Here is a 16436-nt window from a genome sequence, read left to right on the forward strand (position 1 = left end):
CGGTCATCGGACAGCCCCGCTCTTGGGTCAATCTACAGCAAGCGCCATGTCGAGCAGCTTTTGCCCGTCTGGGACTTCCTCGACGAAGGCCTTGAAGGATGTCTCCTGCGCGACCGCTTGCCAGGCGGCAAAATCCTCAGCCGTCATCTGGGCAATTTCGACCCCGGCATCCTCGAACACCTTGACCGATTCCGCATCCTGCTTCTTGGCCTCTTCGAGATAGAAGGCCTCCGCCTTGGCAGACGCTTCCAGCAAAGCGGTCTGCTGCGCCTCGCTGAGCCCATCGAAAGTGGATTTGTTCATCAGCAAGGGCTGATACATGAACCACAGTGCGATGTCGGAGGCAGGCGTGTAGCAGGCGACCTGCTCATAAATGCGGTAGGAGACGAAAGACGCCGAAGAGGTATTCGCCGCCGTCAGCACGCCTGTCTGCATGGCGTTGTAGATCTCGGACGAGGCCATGGACGCGATCGAGGCCCCTGCCCCTGCAAGCATCTGCTCAAACGCTTTGCCAGCGGCGCGGGTCTGCTGGCCCGCCACGTCATCGGGGCTGGTGATGCAGCTTTCCTTGCCGACGAAACCGCCCGCCAGATAGCCGTGCACCAGCACCATCACGTCATCCTCGGCCATCTTGGCCTCCAGCGCCTCCATGAAGGGACTGTCGGAGAGGCGTGCCGCATGGTCGTGGTTCTTCACCAGCCCCGGCATCAGCGTGAGGTTGAAGGCAGGCTGCTGACCGCCCGCGTAGCTGAGCGGCAGCACCGTCATGTCGAGCTGACCGCGGCTGAGCGGTTTATACTGCTCACGCGCCTTAAAGAGGGACTGCGAGCCAAAGATGCGGATGTCGAGATCCACATCCGCCGCGCCGACGTCATCGGCGATCATCTGCGCCACCTGATGACGCACGTCCTGTGCCGACCACTGATGCGACAGGCGCAGTTCGGTCGCTTCAGCCGTGACCGACACGGATGCAAGGCCCGCAGCCAGCGCTGCGGAAAGCAGGGTTTTTTTCATGATGTCCTCCCAGACTGCCGGTGATGTAAGGCCCGGCGATATCACGAACATTTAGCGCAACCCGGGTTCTGTCAACATTCTTGTGATCATCGAAAGGTCATCGACGGGCCGCGCAAACCCCTCACCTGACAGAGCGGCCCGAGCCGACAACCGCAATGGCTGTCCCGCCCAATGCCGGGGCCCATCGCCGCTGCCCGAACCGGGCTTTGGCCGCTCAGAACATCTGGAGAGATGCTAGTCGCTCAGCCGAACGGCCTGGCCTGCGGTACGGTCTGCTGCGGAAAAGCCCGCTTCATGCAGCCCGTAAAAGGCACCCACGGAGATCACCGCCATGGCAAGGGCTGCCAATACCATCTCTCTCATGTGCGAGCTGCCTTCGTCTGTTCCTGCTCGGCTTCCTCAGCCCAGATGCTGTGATGCTCGCGGGCCCACTGCAGCTCAACCTCGCCGTCGCCCATGGCCGCATAGGCGCCCTCCATACCGACCGAGCCGATGTAGATATGCGCGATGATGATCGCCATCAGCACAAAGCTGACGATGGCATGCCACAGCTGCGCCAGCTGCATTTCCTCATGCGGGGCCAACGCCGTGTTCAACTCTCCCAGCCCGATCAATTGCGGCAGTCCGAGGGCGTTCAGCTTTTCGAAAGTCGCCGCGAACATCGGTAGCTCGAAGGGGAACAGCAGCGAAAGACCAGAGGCGGAAATCGACGCACCCAGGATGATCACGGACCAGAAGATCAGCTTTTGCCCGGCATTGAACTTTTTGGCGGGCGGGTGGCCGCCACCGAAGATGCCGCCGCCCTTGAGGATCCAGTTGATGTCGGTCCGGTCAGGCAGATTGTGCACGACCCAGAAGATGAACACGAGCACCAGCGCCAGCATGAATGCCCAAGAGACGTTGTTATGAACCCATTTCGACGCCACCGCGACAGTGGCAAAGGCCTCATGTCCAAAAGCCGGTATCAGCAGCTTGCGCCCCGCCAGCGAAATCAGCCCGGTGATCCCCAGCAGAATGAAGGACCCCGCAAGCAGCCAATGACCAAAGCGTTCAATGGACTTGAACCGCAGAATCGTCTTGCCCGTCTTCTCTCCGTCGATGCGGATCCGACCGCGGATCAGGTAGAAGATCGCCAGCAGCAAGATCATACCGCCCAACAGCGCGCCGCCGTAGGTCAGCAGCGGCCCCTCCCTAAAGAGAAGCCAGGACATGCCGCCATCCTGGATCAGCACCTCCGCCGCGGGGCCGCGCACCTGCGTTGTGACATCGGCGGTATCAAAGCGCAGCCCGCGCCACAGATCAGGGTCGGACGCCCCGCCACGGGTGCCCAACTGCTCTGTCGTGGCGGCAGCCGCCGCCGGATCGCCCGTCAGGTCGGAGCGAAAGCTGTCATCAACCTGGATGCCTTCCTGACGACGCAGGATGTCCTCCAGCGTTTGCGCCCCACCCGTGGCCGTTCTGTCCACCGGCGGAGCGCCTGCCTCCTGTGCCTGCGCGAGCAGTGGCAGACACAGCGACAACACCAAAACACTTAGAAAACGCAGCATCGAAGCTTCCTGAATGGTAAGGATGATCGGGGCAGCGGTTCTCCACTGCCCCGGGGATCGGCGTCAACCGCCTTTCTGGTCGTAGGCGGTTCCCCAGCCCCAGGCGCCGGAGCCGAAGCCGCGCGCCACGACACGCTCGCGGTAGATATTGGCGACGGTGTCGCCATCGCCCGCCAGCAGTGCTTTGGTCGCGCACATCTCCGCACAGATGGGCAGTTTGCCTTCGGCGATCCGGTTGCGCCCGTATTTGGCGAACTCGGCGGAGGAGTTGTTCTCCTCCGGGCCACCGGCGCAGAACGTACACTTGTCCATCTTGCCGCGCGATCCGAAGTTGCCCGCCTGCGGGAACTGCGGCGCGCCGAAGGGGCATGCGTAAAAGCAGTATCCGCAGCCGATGCACAGATCCTTGGAGTGCAGCACGACGCCTTCTTCGTTCTGGTAGAAACAATCCACCGGACAGACGGCCATGCAGGGCGCGTCCGAGCAGTGCATGCAGGCGACCGAGATCGACCGTTCGCCCGGAGAGCCGTCGTTGATCGTGACGACCTTGCGGCGGTTGATGCCCCAGGGCACCTCATGCTCGTTTTTACAGGCGGTGACACAGGCGTTGCATTCAATACAGCGCTCGGCGTCGACGAGAAATTTAGCTCTTGCGGCCATTGTTCAATGCTCCCTTATGCGACCCAGATTTTGCAGAGAGTGGCTTTGGTCTCCTGCATCTGGGTGACGCTGTCATAGCCGTAGGTCTGGGCGGTGTTGGTGGACTCCCCCAAGACATAGGGATCGGCGCCTTCGGGATATTTGTCCCGAAGATCGCGCCCCTCCATATGCCCGCCAAAGTGGAAGGGCATGAAGGCCACGCCTGCTTCGACCCGCTCGGTGATCATCGCTTTCACCTTGACCTTTCCGCCCTCGGGCCCTTCGACCCAGACGTCATCACCGTCCCGCACGCCAAGGTTGTTGGCATCGCGCGTATTGACCTCGATGAACATGTCCTGCTGCAATTCAGCCAGCCAGGGGTTGGAGCGTGTCTCATCCCCGCCGCCCTCGTATTCCACGAGCCGCCCGGAGGTCAGCACGATGGGATAGTCAGCCGAGAAGTCCTGCTGCTGGATCGACGCGTACATCGTCGGCAAGCGCCAGAACTTCTTGTCTTCGTAGGTCGGGTAATCGGCCACCAGATCGCGGCGGTTGGTGTAAAGCGGCTCGCGGTGTACCGGTACAGGATCCGGGAACGTCCAGACCACGGCGCGGGCCTTGGCGTTGCCGAAGGGCGCACAACCGTGCTTGATCGCGACCCTTTGAATACCGCCCGAGAGATCTGTCTTCCAGTTCACACCGCCAACGCGGTCCTGATAGTCGGACGGGTATGGACCCTGTTGCGAGTTCTCGCCAACCTCTGCCGTGGGCTGCTCCTCTTCCAGATACCCGGCGACACGTTCAATCGACCGACGCTCCTCCGCCGTCAGATCCCCGTCCCAGCCAAGGTCCTGCAGCATCTGCATGGTGAACTCGGGGTAACCGTCCTGGATCTCCGCACCAGGGTTGGAGACACCCTCGGCCAGCAGGTTCTCTCCGTCCCGCTCCACACCAAAGCGCGCGCGGAAGGCAAGACCGCCCTCGGCCACGGGCAGCGACATATCATAGAGGTTCGCGGTGCCGGGGTGTTTCATCTCCGGAGTGCCCCAGGCAGGCCATGGCATCCCATAGAAGTCCCCGTCCGCCGGCCCGCCATTGGCCCGCAGCGTGGTACGGTCAAAGGTATGCTGGTTGGCCATGTGCGTCTTCAAGCGCTCCGGGCTCTGCCCGGTGTAGCCGATGGTCCACATGCCCCTGTTGAATTCGCGGGTTATGTCCTCGATCACCGGCTCGTCGCCTTCAACCGCGATATTGCGGAAGAGCTTGTCATGAAAGCCCAGCTTTTTGGCGAACATGGACATGATCGTGTGATCGGGCAGCGATTCAAACAGCGGCTCCACCACCTGATCGCGCCATTGCAGCGACCGGTTCGAGGCCGTCACCGATCCGCGTGTTTCAAACTGGGTGCAGGCGGGCAGCAGATAGACACCATCCTCACGGTCCTGCATCACGGCGGAAACGGTTGGATAGGGATCAACCACCACCATGGTGTCGAGCTTCTCCATCGCCGTCTTCATTTCCTTCTGACGGGTCTGCGAGTTTGGCGCGTGCCCCCAGAGGAACATGATCCGGGTATTGTCAGGCTGGTCGATGTTCTCCTTATCTTCCAGCACGCCGTCGATCCAGCGGCTGACGGGGATGCCCGTCTCGTTCATCATCAGACGGTCGCCGCCGTCCTTGCCAGCGCCTTCCATGACGGAGAAGCGGGTCTTGAGCCAGTCAAGATCCTCTTCCCAGACCCGCGCCCAATGCGCCCAGGAGCCTGGTTTGAGGCCGTAGTACCCGGGCAATGTGTTCGCCAGAACGCCGAGGTCCGTAGCACCCTGCACATTGTCGTGGCCGCGAAAGATGTTGGTGCCGCCACCTGCCGTGCCCATGTTGCCGAGCGCCAGCTGCAGCACGCAATACGCGCGCGTATTGTTATTGCCGTTGGTGTGCTGCGTGCCACCCATGCACCAGATGACGGTGCCCGGCCGGTTGTTCACCAGTGTCCGCGCAACCCGTTTCAACTGGCTGCCGGGTGCGCCTGAGACCCGCTCGACCTCTTCGGGTGTCCATTTGGCCACCTCGGTCTTGATCTGATCCATGCCCCAGACGCGGGTCCGGATAAATTCCTGGTCTTCCCAACCGTTCTCAAAGATGTGCCACAGGATCCCCCAAACCAGGGCAACGTCTGTGCCCGGACGGAAACGGACATATTCGTCGGCATGGGCCGCCGTGCGGGTGAACCGCGGATCGCAGACGATCAGCGGGGCGTTATTCTGCTCCTTCGCCTTCAGCATATGCAGCAGCGACACAGGGTGCGCCTCGGCGGGGTTGCCGCCGATCAGGAACATCGCCTTGGAATTGTGCATGTCGTTGTAGCTGTTGGTCATGGCGCCGTAGCCCCACGTGTTCGCAACGCCCGCAACGGTGGTCGAGTGGCAGATGCGCGCCTGGTGGTCGACGTTGTTGGTGCCCCAGTAAGCCGCGAATTTGCGGAAGAGATAGGCCTGCTCGTTATTCGATTTGGCCGAGCCCAGCAGATAGACGCTGTCCGGGCCACTTTCCTCCCGCACCTTCATCATCCGGTCGCCGATCTCGTCGATGGCCTGTTCCCAGGAGATGCGCTTCCACTCACCGCCCTCTTTCTTCATCGGGTACTTGAGGCGGCGCTCGCCGTGCGCGTGCTCCCGAACCGCGGCCCCTTTGGCGCAATGGGCGCCCAGGTTGAATGGGCTGTCCCAGCCGGGCTCCTGCCCCGTCCAAACGCCGTTGGACACCTCTGCCACCACGGTGCAGCCAACGGAGCAATGCGTGCAGACCGATTTGATCGTCTCAACCGTACCTGCCGCCGCCGCCGTCGCGGCAGAGGCCTGTGTGACCGCGCCGCCCGTGGCCGAAATCGCCGCCAGTCCACCGATGGCAAGGCCGGAACCGCGCAGAAATGCCCGCCGGTCTACCGATGTGCTCGCCGCTTTATCCAGAACGGATGTCCGGCCCGCGCGTTGAGTGACCGAATTGGTCTTTTTTCTAAGCATTGTATCCTCCCTTGCTGCCCCTCATCAGGTGGCTGGGTCGTGAAATGTAAAAGTCAGGGCGCGGGTGTCCGCGCCCTTAATTTGTCAGAAGCGCGCGCTGTCGAAATAAGCGCGGGTATGAGCCGTGTCCTGCATGGTATCCGACGCCGGATTGACCTCTGCGGCCTCTGCCGGTGCGCCGCTTGCCAACGCCACGGCAGCAGCGGCGGGTGCTGCGGTGCCCGCCAGCTTCAAAAAGTCCCGGCGGCTTGCCTCATCCTGTGGTTTCTTGCTCATTCTCAGTCTCCTTTTATCTCTGATACGCGGCGTCCCGCGGTCATCATGTGATCTACGATGTGGTCATTCGGAAGGCTTCCTTCTCGACCTCCATAAAGGCCTTACCCACGGCACCGACACTGGCGTAGAAGATCGACGATTTCGCCGCCTCCAGATCGCTGTAGAAATGCGTGGCCCAGGGGGCGATATGGCTATTGTAGAAGTTTCGCTGGTGCGCCAGCGATGCCGCAGCGCCGAACCGGCCGACAATCATGCCCCCCATCATCTCCATCAGGGCCGCCATACTGTCTTCGGGCTCAAAACAGGTCTCGGAACGGGTCATCTGGTGCGCTGCCATGTCCCGGCGCAACTGCGCCAGCGGCTTCTCGTTGAGAAACCCGGTGAGGTAATAGCTGGCATAGGGCAAAAGCTCCCCCCGCCCCAGTCCGATGAAAAGCGCTGTGAACTCGCGCTCCACCGCAGCAGGCTTGGAGACCTTTGCCACCCGCGCAAGGCCACTGATCGCTTGACCAAGAGCGCTGTCATCACCTTGCAGATGCGCTGTCTGGTCGAGCAGCATTTGATCTGCGGGGCGCGCCAAGAGCAGTCCCAGATAGTTGTAGATATCTGCCCGGAGACGATCTTCTTCTGCGATCTCAATGGGTTGCGCGGCGACATTCATGCTTCATCTCCTTGAAAATGAAATTGCATTCGGCGCGGCATCGGGGGCGGTGCGGCCTCATCTGGTGCCGCCGCAACTGGGTCCTCAACCGGCTCAACAGCGACAGTTGCCTCGGGTGGGTCCTGGGTATCCGATGTCTCGGCCACGACAGGCGAAAGCTCCGTCGTTTCCATCTCTTCCTCCGCTACCTCATTCTCAGCGGCGCGTTCCGCCTCGCGCGCCTCCTCCGCCATTTTCTCCAGATGTGCCTTCATGCCCTTGCCGACCTGGTAAGCAGTCTGGATCGGTCCCCCTGCCAGCATCGCGGCGCGGTAGTCGTCGTCGTATTCATTAAGACCGTCGACACAGGCCAGCACCGGATTGCTGCGCCAGAGCTGACGCAGCGCCCTGTTCTGCAGATGCCGCGGCACCGTCTCGGTCATGAAGGCCGCAAAATCATCGCCCGCTGCCATTTCTGCTGGGTCAGGCAGGCCCATCTCCGCCAGAACCTCCGCATCGTCCCGCTCGGCCAGTGTCGCACGCTCGGCTTCCGCCGCGGCTGTCCGCTCGGCCTGAGCGTCGGCGGCGGCTTCCGCGGCAACCGCCTCGCGGCGGCGTGTCCAGAAGGATCCAGCGGCGGTCATGTATCGCCCCCCGGCAGCCGTGACATTGGTGCCCGGTAGACATCCGCCGTTTGCGAGATCCTCGCATCACCGATCCCGGCCTGCCACTTGTCCGTCCGCAGCTTGTCGCGGCGGCGTTTGACGAAGGACTCCTCCGCATGGTGTTGAGCGACAAACGCCTGAACCCAGCCAAGAACGGCAGGCGGCATGGCCACCCGTTCCACCTGTTCTTCGCCACTGTCCGAGTAATCCTGCGCCTCGTAGGGTGAGGCCGTGACGGTCAGGATATCCGGTTTGCCGGACGCCCGGCCCGCAGTATCGGGCCGCAGGATCACGTAAACCGACGGGACCGCCGCTTGCAGTTCATGCGCGTAGGCCTCGGTATCAGAAACATAAAGCCAGACGTCACGCGTCGTCGCGTGGTATTCTGCGGCCTTGCCCTCTTCACGCAACAGCTTCCAGTCGGCCTGCGCGGCCCCTGGCAGGACCGCGGAAGCCCGCCAGACCCACTTGACCCAGGCGGTGACGCCGGGTGCGCGGCGCATTACAACACCGAGCGCGATAGATTGCGCATCTGGATAAACGATTGCAGGCATTACACCTCTGGAGAATTCGCACTGTGACCGCGCATTGGCGGGTATGCAGCAGTATTCACCAAAATCATTTTCACCGCTCTACATCTTTAGTAGTAGATGCACCCGCAGCACCTGCTTTAACGACGCGACACGGTTGAATTTTATCGATTTTCGGGGGACGTGGCCGCGACCTGGGGTCGCGCTGGCGTCTCATGCGCGTTGATATGACGGTTCGCGTGGCTTTTCCGGTTTACCATGGCGGGATTTCCTGCCTTTCTGTGTGCCGAATGTGAGCGGTATGCCAAAACGAGCATATCGCCGGGGGGAAACCAATGACGCCGAAACTGATCCTGTGCGACTGTTTGAGCAGCCAGCCTGTGGACGGCGAGACGATCGCAGAGGCCGCAGGTGTGTCCTGCAGCCGGATCCTGACCCATGCCTGCGGTGCCGATGCCGCCCACGTCGCTGAGATGATGATCGAGGGGCCGGTGGTGATGGCCTGCCAGCAGGAGGCGCGGTTTTTCGAGGAACTGGCGGTTGATGCAGATGCGCCAGCTCCCAGGTTCGTCGATCTGCGCGACCGCGCGGGCTGGAGTGATGAAGGTGACGACAGCGCGCCCAAGATGGCAGCACTCGCCGCGGAAGCACTGATCACTTCTCCCCCGGAGCGCACGATTGATATCGTGTCCGAAGGCGTGTGTCTGATCATCGGGTCCGGCGAGGTGGCGCAAAAAGCGGCGCGCGACCTCAGCGGCGTGCTGGCGGTGACCCTGCTGTCGACGACGCTCCCCGAAAATGACCCGGGCCAGCCCTTTGATGTGGTGTCGGGGACGCTCGCCCGCGCGCAGGGAACACTGGGTCAGTTTGCGCTGCGCATCGACGGCTTTCGTCAACAGGTCGCAGGCGGGCGACAGGCAAGCTGGACGGAACCCCGCGACGGCGCCCAAAGCGCGTGTGATCTGATCCTCGATCTCAGCGGCGGTGCACCGTTGTTCCCCGCACATGAGAAACGCGACGGCTATCTGCGCGCAGACCCCGGCAGCCAACCTGCAGTGGCTGCCGCCGTGCTCGAGGCCTCACAGATGGTGGGCACGTTTGAAAAACCGCTCTATGTCCGGTTGGAAGAGACGCTCTGCGCCCATTCACGGGCCGAGCAAACGGGCTGCTCCAACTGTCTCGATGTGTGTCCGACGGGCGCGATTACATCAGCGGGCGACCACGTGTCGGTGGACCCGCTCATTTGCGCTGGCTGCGGTGCGTGTTCGGCGCTCTGCCCCTCCGGTGCAATCAGCTATGACGCGCCACCGGTGGCGTCGGTGTTTGCCCGTTTGCACACATTGGCCAGCACCTTCCGGGCGGCGGGCGGAGAAGCCCCGCGGCTGCTCGTCCACGATGACGTATTTGGTCGCGAGATGATCGCGCTGGCCGCGCGTCACGGACGCGGGCTGCCCGCCGACGTGGTGCCGTTGTCTCTGCCTGCGCTGGCGAGTTTCGGTCATGCGGAGATGCTGGCCGCACGCGCCAGCGGTTTTACGGAGGTGCAGGTGTTGCTAGCCCCCAAGAGCGACCGCGAGACGCTCGCCCGCGAAGCCGCACTGGCCTGCGCCATCGCCGGTGACGAGACGCTGCGGCTACTGGATGTGGCAAATCCCGATGCGCTGAGCGACGCGCTTTATGCACAGACCTCCGCCGTGGCCACGACCGAGCCAATCCTGCCGCTGGGAAACCGCCGTCAGGTGACCCGTCTCGCGGCGAAGGCGCTCAGACCAGAGGCGGAGCAGATTGCCCTGCCCGATGCGGCACCCTACGGCGCCATCCTGGTGGACAAAGATGCCTGTACGCTGTGCCTGTCCTGCGTGTCTTTGTGCCCTGCGGGCGCGCTCGGCGACAATTCCGACAAACCGCAGCTGCGCTTTCAGGAGGATGCCTGTCTGCAATGCGGCATCTGCGCCACCATCTGCCCGGAGGACGCGATCACGCTCGCACCGCAACTGGACCTGACCGATGCCGCCTTTACGCAGCGGGTGGTGCATGAAGAAGAGCCCTTTGCCTGCGTCGATTGCGGCAAGCTCTTTGGGTCGAAATCGACGGTGGAGCGGATCATGGAAAAACTTGCCGGCAAACACGCGATGTTCGCCAGCGGCGAGGCCGCGCGAATGATCCAGATGTGCGACACTTGCCGCATCCAGGCACAGGCCCATTCGGAAAACTCGCCCTTTGCCGGTGCGCCGCGCCCCCGGGTGCGCACCTCGGATGACTATTTCACCAAACGCAAGGATCACTGAGCGGTTCGGCCGCCCGACAGATCCCCAACCCAAAGGAGCCATCCCATGAGCGATGATTTCAACATGTCCATGCGCAAGTTTCTCAAGCAGGTCGGCGTGACCTCGCAGCAGGCCATTGAAGAGGCGATGCGCACCGCGGGCGACACCGCCGGTCAGACCTACGAGGCAAAGGTCGTGCTGAGCATAGACGGGCTGGATCTGGAGCATGTGGTGACAGGACACATCACCGGTCGCAGCGACGAGGCTGGCTGAATGCATCCGACACGAGAAGACGTGCTGACTGTGCTCAAGACGGTCAGCGACCCGATTTCGGGCAGCGACATCATGGCCGCCGGGCTGATCAAGGCGCTGACCGTCGGGGATGAGGGCGCGGTGCGTTTCGTGCTGGAAGTACCGCCCTCCCAAGCCGATCTCTACACGCCGGTGCAGGCTGAGGCCGAAACCGCCGTCAAAGCGCTTGACGGGGTGGGAACCGTCTCTGTCGTAATGACAGCGCACAGCACGCCTGCCGCACCGCCCGACCTCAAGCCGCAGCGCGCGGCCCCCAAAGGTCCGCAAAAGGTCCCCGGCATCGACCGGATCCTTGCCGTCGCCTCGGGCAAGGGCGGCGTGGGCAAATCCACGGTTGCGGCCAATCTGGCCTGCGCGCTGGCCGCCGAAGGGCGCCGGGTCGGCCTGCTCGATGCGGATGTTTACGGGCCAAGCCAGCCGCGGATGCTGGGCGTCTCCGGGCGGCCCGCCTCCCCCGATGGCAAGATCATCCTGCCGATGCGCAATTATGGTGTGACCATGATGTCTATCGGTCTGATGACCAATGATGATCAGGCCGTCGTCTGGCGCGGTCCGATGTTGATGGGCGCGCTGCAACAGATGCTGACCCAGGTACAATGGGGCGCGCTCGACGTGCTGATCGTGGATCTGCCGCCCGGCACGGGCGACGTACAGATGACACTGGCGCAAAAGGCGCAGGTGGATGGCGCCATCGTCGTCTCTACCCCGCAGGACGTGGCCTTGTTGGACGCGCGCAAGGGCATCGACATGTTTAACCAGCTGGGCACGCCGATCCTTGGGATGATCGAGAATATGTCCACCCACATCTGCTCCAACTGCGGTCACGAGGAACACGTCTTTGGCCATGGTGGCGTCGCGGCGGAGGCGGAAAAGCTGGGCGTGCCGCTGCTTGCGGAAATCCCGCTGCATCTGGATATCCGGCTCGCCGCAGACGGCGGCGCGCCCATCGTCGTCTCCAAGCCCGACAGCCCGCAGGCAGGCGCTTTTCGCGCGGTGGCCCGGGCGCTGCTGGCCGATGACAAGGCATGATGACACCGCTGTTTCCGCCGCTCTTTGACGGTCGGGCAACGGCGGGTGCCGATCCCTTTGCCGCGGCCTGCACCGAGGCCGCAGCGGGCTGTGATGCGGGGCTGGTGCTTTACGATATTGGCCCCGACACACTGCGCGCGGCCATCGTCTTTGCGCCCGAGGTGCCGCTTCGGCAGGCGATGATCATGCAGCCCATTTGCGGGATCGGCTTTCAGAACGCGCTCGGTGCAGTGGCGCCTCCCGAGGTATCACTGCATCTGGAATGGCAGGGCGGGTTGCGCCTGAATGGCGCACGCTGCGGTGCGCTGCGCTCTGCCGCCGCCTCCCGCGATCCCGACGCCCTGCCCAGCTGGCTTGTCGTGGCTCTGGACCTGCATATGCGCTCCGACACGGAGGAGACCGGGCTGACACCGGATGAGACCACGCTGGCTGCGGAAGGATGCGGCGATCTTGACCCGGGCGATCTGCTCGGGGCCTGGCTGCGCCACACGCTGGTGTGGATCAACCGTTGGGAGGCGGAAGGCGTGCGCCCGGTCCATGACACCTGGACGGGTCTCGCCCATGGGCTGGGTGATATGCTGTCGCTGTCGGCCTACAGCGGCACCTTCCGCGGCATTGACGAAGACTTCGGTTTGCTGTTGCAGCAAGACGGGGATGCGCAGATCATCCCGCTGACGGATATACTGGAGGAGACCTCGTGAAGCTCGCCCGCGCCATTCATTTCGACGACAGCGACACCCGCGTCTTTCACAGCCCGGCGCGCACCGGGGAATGGTGCATCTCGGGCGGGTTCGAGTTCTCCAACTGGACGGACGGCGATCTGACCGGGAAGGCCAAACAGGCCTTCACCAACGGCTGGCTGGGGGTTGAGACCTTTGGCCGCGCAAGCTGCGTCGCCGTGACCGCGATCGAGCCTGTCGAGCGTGATGCACTGGCAGAGGCGCTGGCGCAGCATTTCGTAGAGGTCTACGGCGCCCCGTCACTTGACGCGGCCACCAGCGTGGCCCGGGAAGAGATCGCGCAGATGATGGCGCTTTGCGAAGATCAGGACACCAACACCCTGCTCACGGTGACACGAGAGCTGACGGAGGCCGGTGTCAAGGAAAGCTACCGAGTGATCGCGCCACAGGAGGCCGGGATCGAGCAATTCGCCATCCATGGATCACTGGACGACGAACCGGGGCACTGAGCTCTAGGGGGTGTCCCGCTGCATTTTACTTGATTGCTAGTTGTGTAGAGGCTTGTTTTGCGGACAAAGCGATCTTTGAGATTTCATGACAGCGGGTTTTTTCTAATTCAAACCGCCAATGTCGCTGACTTCACCATGCAGACCGTCAGTCTTGAGGAAGAATTGTCCCAGTTTCGTAAAACCGATCATCGAGCCAATCGTCGGGACCCAGTTTAAGCACTCGCTCGGTTGCTTCGCTGTCAAGTTCTGGCAGGGTACGGCGGTCAAAATCGTCGTCCCCCTTTGCATCCATCTTCATAGCATACCCGATCCCAGCCTTGATGTTGGCATCACCCCTAACGGTAACAGGGATATCATAGCCAACAAAAAGCGGTGTGCTGAAATCACCCCCTACTACGAACGACGAATCCTCACGGCTGGCCAGTGCCCACTCACTAACAACGACATCTTGAGAAACCAGAATAAGGCTTGCCCAGTCGTTAACCAGCGTCTTGCAAGTTAGTCTACCCAACACCAGGAGGGTTGCATTGCCATCTCCACCGTCGACCTCCTCGGTGGAGATACGTCCGCTCACCTCAAGATCACCAAAAATAGCGGTTGCTCGACTAGATGGGGTAAAGTCACCATCAACGCGAAGCGATCCACTATGCGTCAAGCAACTGCCCTCAAATCCGAGCGGAATTAGGTTGAACCGAGCAAGGCTCAGACCGACAGGATCGTCTAATTGATCAAAAGCGTCAGATATAATCTCGGTCCAGTCTTCGATCGAAGTCTCCTCCCATGACATGCGTGCATGCTCCTACATTTAGAATTCGAAACTGACATCAGATCACTATGATGAAAAGCATCCTTTGGGTATCGTCCAAGGAGATCCACCCGCCACCCGCATCCATCACTCCACCTCCGCGTTGAAGGTAAACAGCGTCTCGCCGTCGATCATGTACCCGTCGATCAGCTCCTTCGCCCGGGGTCCGGTGAGCCAGTCTTCCAGTTGCGCGGAGAGGTCGGCTCGCACGTGGTCGTGGCGCTCTGGGTTCACGGGCAGGAAGGCGTATTGGTTGAAGAGCGCGGGATCGCCCGCGTAGAGAAGCGTCAGACCCGCCTTGTTGCCGAAGTTGAGCCAGCTGGCCCGATCCGCGAGGATATAGGCGTCCAGACCGGCGGCAGTGTTAAGGCTCGCGCCCATGCCCGCGCCGACCTCTCTGTACCAGCTTCCGAACCCGGCTGCGTCAAAGTCAGCCTCCTGCCACAGGGCCAGTTCCCTCTTGTGGGTGCCGCTGTCATCGCCGCGGCTGACAAAGGCGGGCTCTTCTCTGGCGATCCGCCCCAGGGCATCACGGACCGACCCCGCAAGGGCCACGGAGGCAGGATCGCTCAGCGGGCCGATCAGCACGAAGTCGTTATACATGATCTCTCGTCTGTGGGTGCCGTAACCCGCCTCGACAAAGGCTTCCTCGGCCGCGCGGGAATGAACTAGGATCGCATCCACATCGCCGGCCTCGCCCAAACGCAGGGCCTGCCCGGTGCCGACAACCAGAAGCTGCACCTCCAGACCGATGTCCCGCTCGATGGCGGGCAGCAGCACGTCCGACAGACCCGAGTTGTCAAAGGATGTGGTCACCGCCATGCGCAGGGTTTCGGCCGCCGCGGCGGAGGCAAAGACCAGCGCGATGATCAGGGCAAGAAAACGGGGGATCACGGGATGATATCTCCTCTGAAGAAGGCGGCGAGTTCGGGGGTCTGAGGCGCATCGAAGGTCCGCTCCGCCAAGCCCTGCTCATGGATCTGCCCCCGCAGCATAAAGATCACCTCATTGCCCAGCCGCTTCGCCTGCCCAAGGTTGTGGGTCGTCATGACGATCCGGGTTCCTTGTGCCAAAGCGGTATGCAACAGCGCCTCGATCTCTCCTGTGGAGGCACCGTCAAGATTGGCACATGGCTCATCTAGGAACAACACATCCGGCGCCCGAATGAGCGCGCGAGCCAGTGCCAGTTTTTGCTTTTCGCCCCCCGACAGACGGGGCGCGGGCAGGCTCATCCGGTCGGCCAGACCGATGCGCTCGGCCCAGATGGCGGTACGTTCGGTCACCTCGGACCGCAGCGTACCAGCAAGCTTAAGCGGATAGGCCAGATTGTCCGCGACAGACCGGCGCAGCATGATCGGGGTCTGGAACACATAGGCCTGCCGGTGGCGCGCCTGCACGTCGGGCACCGACCAGACGACCGCCCCGGAGCTGAGCCGTTCGACCCCGTGCATGACCCGCAACAGCGTCGTCTTGCCGCTGCCGTTCGGACCGAGGATCATCGTGAGGCCGGCGCCATCGAGACGCAGGTCCACCGGCCCGATCAGCCGCTTGCCGCGCCGCCGGACCGACACATCGCGTAATGTCAGAGGCAGGATGCTCACCAGCGGCCCTCGCTCTCTGTGCGTGACAACCAGTGAATGGCGATATTGACGCCGATGGCCAAGGCAATCAGCACGAATCCCAAAGCCAGAGCGAGCGCAAAGTCACCCTTGCCGGTCTCCAGCGCGATGGCCGTGGTCAGCACGCGGGTGGCGTTATCGATGTTGCCGCCGACGATCATGATGGCTCCCACCTCACCGATGGCGCGGCCAAAGCCTGCGAGCGCTGCGGTCAGCAGCGTGCGCCGCCCGTCCCAGATCAGCGTCCGGACCCGCTGGCCGCCGCTGGTGTTCAGCGAGATCAGCAGATCGTGGTATTCCGCCCAAAGCTCGCGCATGGCCTGATGGGTGATCGAGGCGATGAGCGGCGTGATAATGATCACCTGCGCGATGATCATCGCCGTGGGTGTAAAGAGCAGCCCCAGCACACCAAAGGGCCCAGAGCGCGACAGCAGGATGTAAACGATCAGCCCCACGACCACGGGCGGCAAACCCATCAACGCGTTGAGCAGGGAAATCGTCAGCCGCCGCAGACGGAACCGCCGGATGGCAAGGAACGTGCCCAGAGGCAGCGCGATCGCGGAGGCGATGACCAGCGCGGTCAGGCTCACCTGAAGGGAGCGCAGCGAGATTTCGATCAGTTGAGCGTCAAGGGTGACCACCAGCCAAAACGCCGCGTGCAGCCCGTCGTAGATGTCGTTCATATGTCAGGCCGGTCTCTTTGCCACGCGCGCTTATCTGTCCTGTTGTCCTAAGACAGACAGCGGGAGGGCGCAACGCGATGGGGGTGCTGCGATCTGCGTTTGGCTGGCCCGCCTGCTGAGTTAGCCACGGGGGGGGTCACCGCGCGCGGTCGACGGGTATCAAGACTGCCAAAGCCGCTAGATGCCACCGGGCCGCAACCC

General features: G+C 62.6%; 18 protein-coding genes. 5 read left to right on the forward strand and 13 right to left on the reverse strand.

Annotated features, from left to right (window positions below; genetic code table 11):
* Window positions 1-27: 27 nt before the first annotated feature.
* The 9 genes from dctP to Q1A53_RS02480 all read right to left on the reverse strand — a co-directional run bounded on the left by dctP (window position 28) and on the right by Q1A53_RS02480 (window position 8355).
* Entirely contained in the window at window positions 28-1014 is a 987-nt protein-coding gene (gene dctP, locus Q1A53_RS02440) for a TRAP transporter substrate-binding protein DctP (RefSeq protein ID WP_299962553.1), read from the reverse strand.
* Between the two features lie 234 nt (window positions 1015-1248).
* Complete coding sequence (locus Q1A53_RS02445; protein WP_299962555.1) at window positions 1249-1377, reverse strand: hypothetical protein; 129 nt, start codon at window positions 1375-1377, stop codon at window positions 1249-1251.
* Entirely contained in the window at window positions 1374-2561 is a 1188-nt protein-coding gene (locus tag Q1A53_RS02450) for a formate dehydrogenase subunit gamma (protein WP_299962557.1), read from the reverse strand. The genes Q1A53_RS02445 and Q1A53_RS02450 overlap by 4 nt, the downstream gene beginning before the upstream one ends.
* Window positions 2562-2624: 63 nt before the next feature.
* Window positions 2625-3221, reverse strand: coding sequence for a formate dehydrogenase FDH3 subunit beta (gene fdh3B / locus Q1A53_RS02455; RefSeq protein ID WP_299962558.1), 597 nt, complete (start codon window positions 3219-3221; stop codon window positions 2625-2627).
* 14 nt (window positions 3222-3235) lie between these two features.
* Window positions 3236-6220 (reverse strand): formate dehydrogenase subunit alpha, encoded by a 2985-nt coding sequence (locus Q1A53_RS02460; RefSeq protein WP_299962560.1) that lies wholly within the window; start codon window positions 6218-6220, stop codon window positions 3236-3238.
* Window positions 6221-6304: 84 nt separating this feature from the next.
* Window positions 6305-6496 (reverse strand): twin-arginine translocation signal domain-containing protein, encoded by a 192-nt coding sequence (locus Q1A53_RS02465; RefSeq protein ID WP_299962562.1) that lies wholly within the window; start codon window positions 6494-6496, stop codon window positions 6305-6307.
* A 52-nt stretch (window positions 6497-6548) separates the two neighbouring features.
* Window positions 6549-7157 (reverse strand): molecular chaperone, encoded by a 609-nt coding sequence (locus Q1A53_RS02470; protein WP_299962564.1) that lies wholly within the window; start codon window positions 7155-7157, stop codon window positions 6549-6551.
* Entirely contained in the window at window positions 7154-7780 is a 627-nt protein-coding gene (locus tag Q1A53_RS02475) for a DUF3306 domain-containing protein (protein ID WP_299962566.1), read from the reverse strand. Before Q1A53_RS02475 ends, Q1A53_RS02470 begins: the two co-directional genes overlap by 4 nt.
* On the reverse strand, window positions 7777-8355 hold the full coding sequence (locus Q1A53_RS02480; RefSeq protein WP_299962568.1) for a DUF3305 domain-containing protein: 579 nt from the start codon (window positions 8353-8355) through the stop codon (window positions 7777-7779). The genes Q1A53_RS02475 and Q1A53_RS02480 overlap by 4 nt, the downstream gene beginning before the upstream one ends.
* Before the next feature lie 311 nt (window positions 8356-8666).
* Between Q1A53_RS02480 and Q1A53_RS02485 the strand changes: the two genes are divergently transcribed.
* From Q1A53_RS02485 to Q1A53_RS02505, 5 genes are read left to right on the forward strand one after another with little or no spacing between them, the layout of a single operon-like run.
* Window positions 8667-10619, forward strand: a complete 1953-nt coding sequence (locus Q1A53_RS02485; protein WP_299962570.1) for a 4Fe-4S binding protein — start codon at window positions 8667-8669, stop codon at window positions 10617-10619.
* Window positions 10620-10664: 45 nt separating this feature from the next.
* A complete protein-coding gene (locus tag Q1A53_RS02490) occupies window positions 10665-10871 on the forward strand; it encodes a DUF6494 family protein (protein WP_299962573.1) in 207 nt (68 codons plus the stop codon).
* Window positions 10872-11939 (forward strand): Mrp/NBP35 family ATP-binding protein, encoded by a 1068-nt coding sequence (locus Q1A53_RS02495; protein ID WP_299962575.1) that lies wholly within the window; start codon window positions 10872-10874, stop codon window positions 11937-11939.
* Window positions 11939-12640 (forward strand): biotin/lipoate--protein ligase family protein, encoded by a 702-nt coding sequence (locus tag Q1A53_RS02500; RefSeq protein ID WP_299963064.1) that lies wholly within the window; start codon window positions 11939-11941, stop codon window positions 12638-12640. The genes Q1A53_RS02495 and Q1A53_RS02500 overlap by 1 nt, the downstream gene beginning before the upstream one ends.
* Window positions 12637-13128, forward strand: a complete 492-nt coding sequence (locus Q1A53_RS02505) for a DUF6505 family protein (RefSeq protein ID WP_299962576.1) — start codon at window positions 12637-12639, stop codon at window positions 13126-13128. The genes Q1A53_RS02500 and Q1A53_RS02505 overlap by 4 nt, the downstream gene beginning before the upstream one ends.
* Window positions 13129-13273: 145 nt before the next feature.
* On the opposite strand, the gene Q1A53_RS02510 is transcribed toward Q1A53_RS02505, so the two are convergent.
* From Q1A53_RS02510 to Q1A53_RS02525, 4 genes are all read right to left on the reverse strand, one after another.
* Window positions 13274-13915: a hypothetical protein gene (locus Q1A53_RS02510; protein ID WP_299962578.1), complete on the reverse strand. Its 642-nt coding sequence runs from the start codon at window positions 13913-13915 to the stop codon at window positions 13274-13276.
* Between the two features lie 105 nt (window positions 13916-14020).
* Window positions 14021-14827 (reverse strand): substrate-binding domain-containing protein, encoded by an 807-nt coding sequence (locus tag Q1A53_RS02515; RefSeq protein ID WP_299962580.1) that lies wholly within the window; start codon window positions 14825-14827, stop codon window positions 14021-14023.
* Window positions 14824-15537 (reverse strand): ATP-binding cassette domain-containing protein, encoded by a 714-nt coding sequence (locus Q1A53_RS02520; RefSeq protein ID WP_299963066.1) that lies wholly within the window; start codon window positions 15535-15537, stop codon window positions 14824-14826. Before Q1A53_RS02520 ends, Q1A53_RS02515 begins: the two co-directional genes overlap by 4 nt.
* Complete coding sequence (locus tag Q1A53_RS02525; protein WP_299962582.1) at window positions 15531-16235, reverse strand: ABC transporter permease; 705 nt, start codon at window positions 16233-16235, stop codon at window positions 15531-15533. The genes Q1A53_RS02520 and Q1A53_RS02525 overlap by 7 nt, the downstream gene beginning before the upstream one ends.
* Between the last annotated feature and the right edge of the window lie 201 nt (window positions 16236-16436).

The sequence above is a fragment of the uncultured Roseobacter sp. genome (assembly GCF_947496515.1).
Lineage (GTDB): Bacteria > Pseudomonadota > Alphaproteobacteria > Rhodobacterales > Rhodobacteraceae > Roseobacter.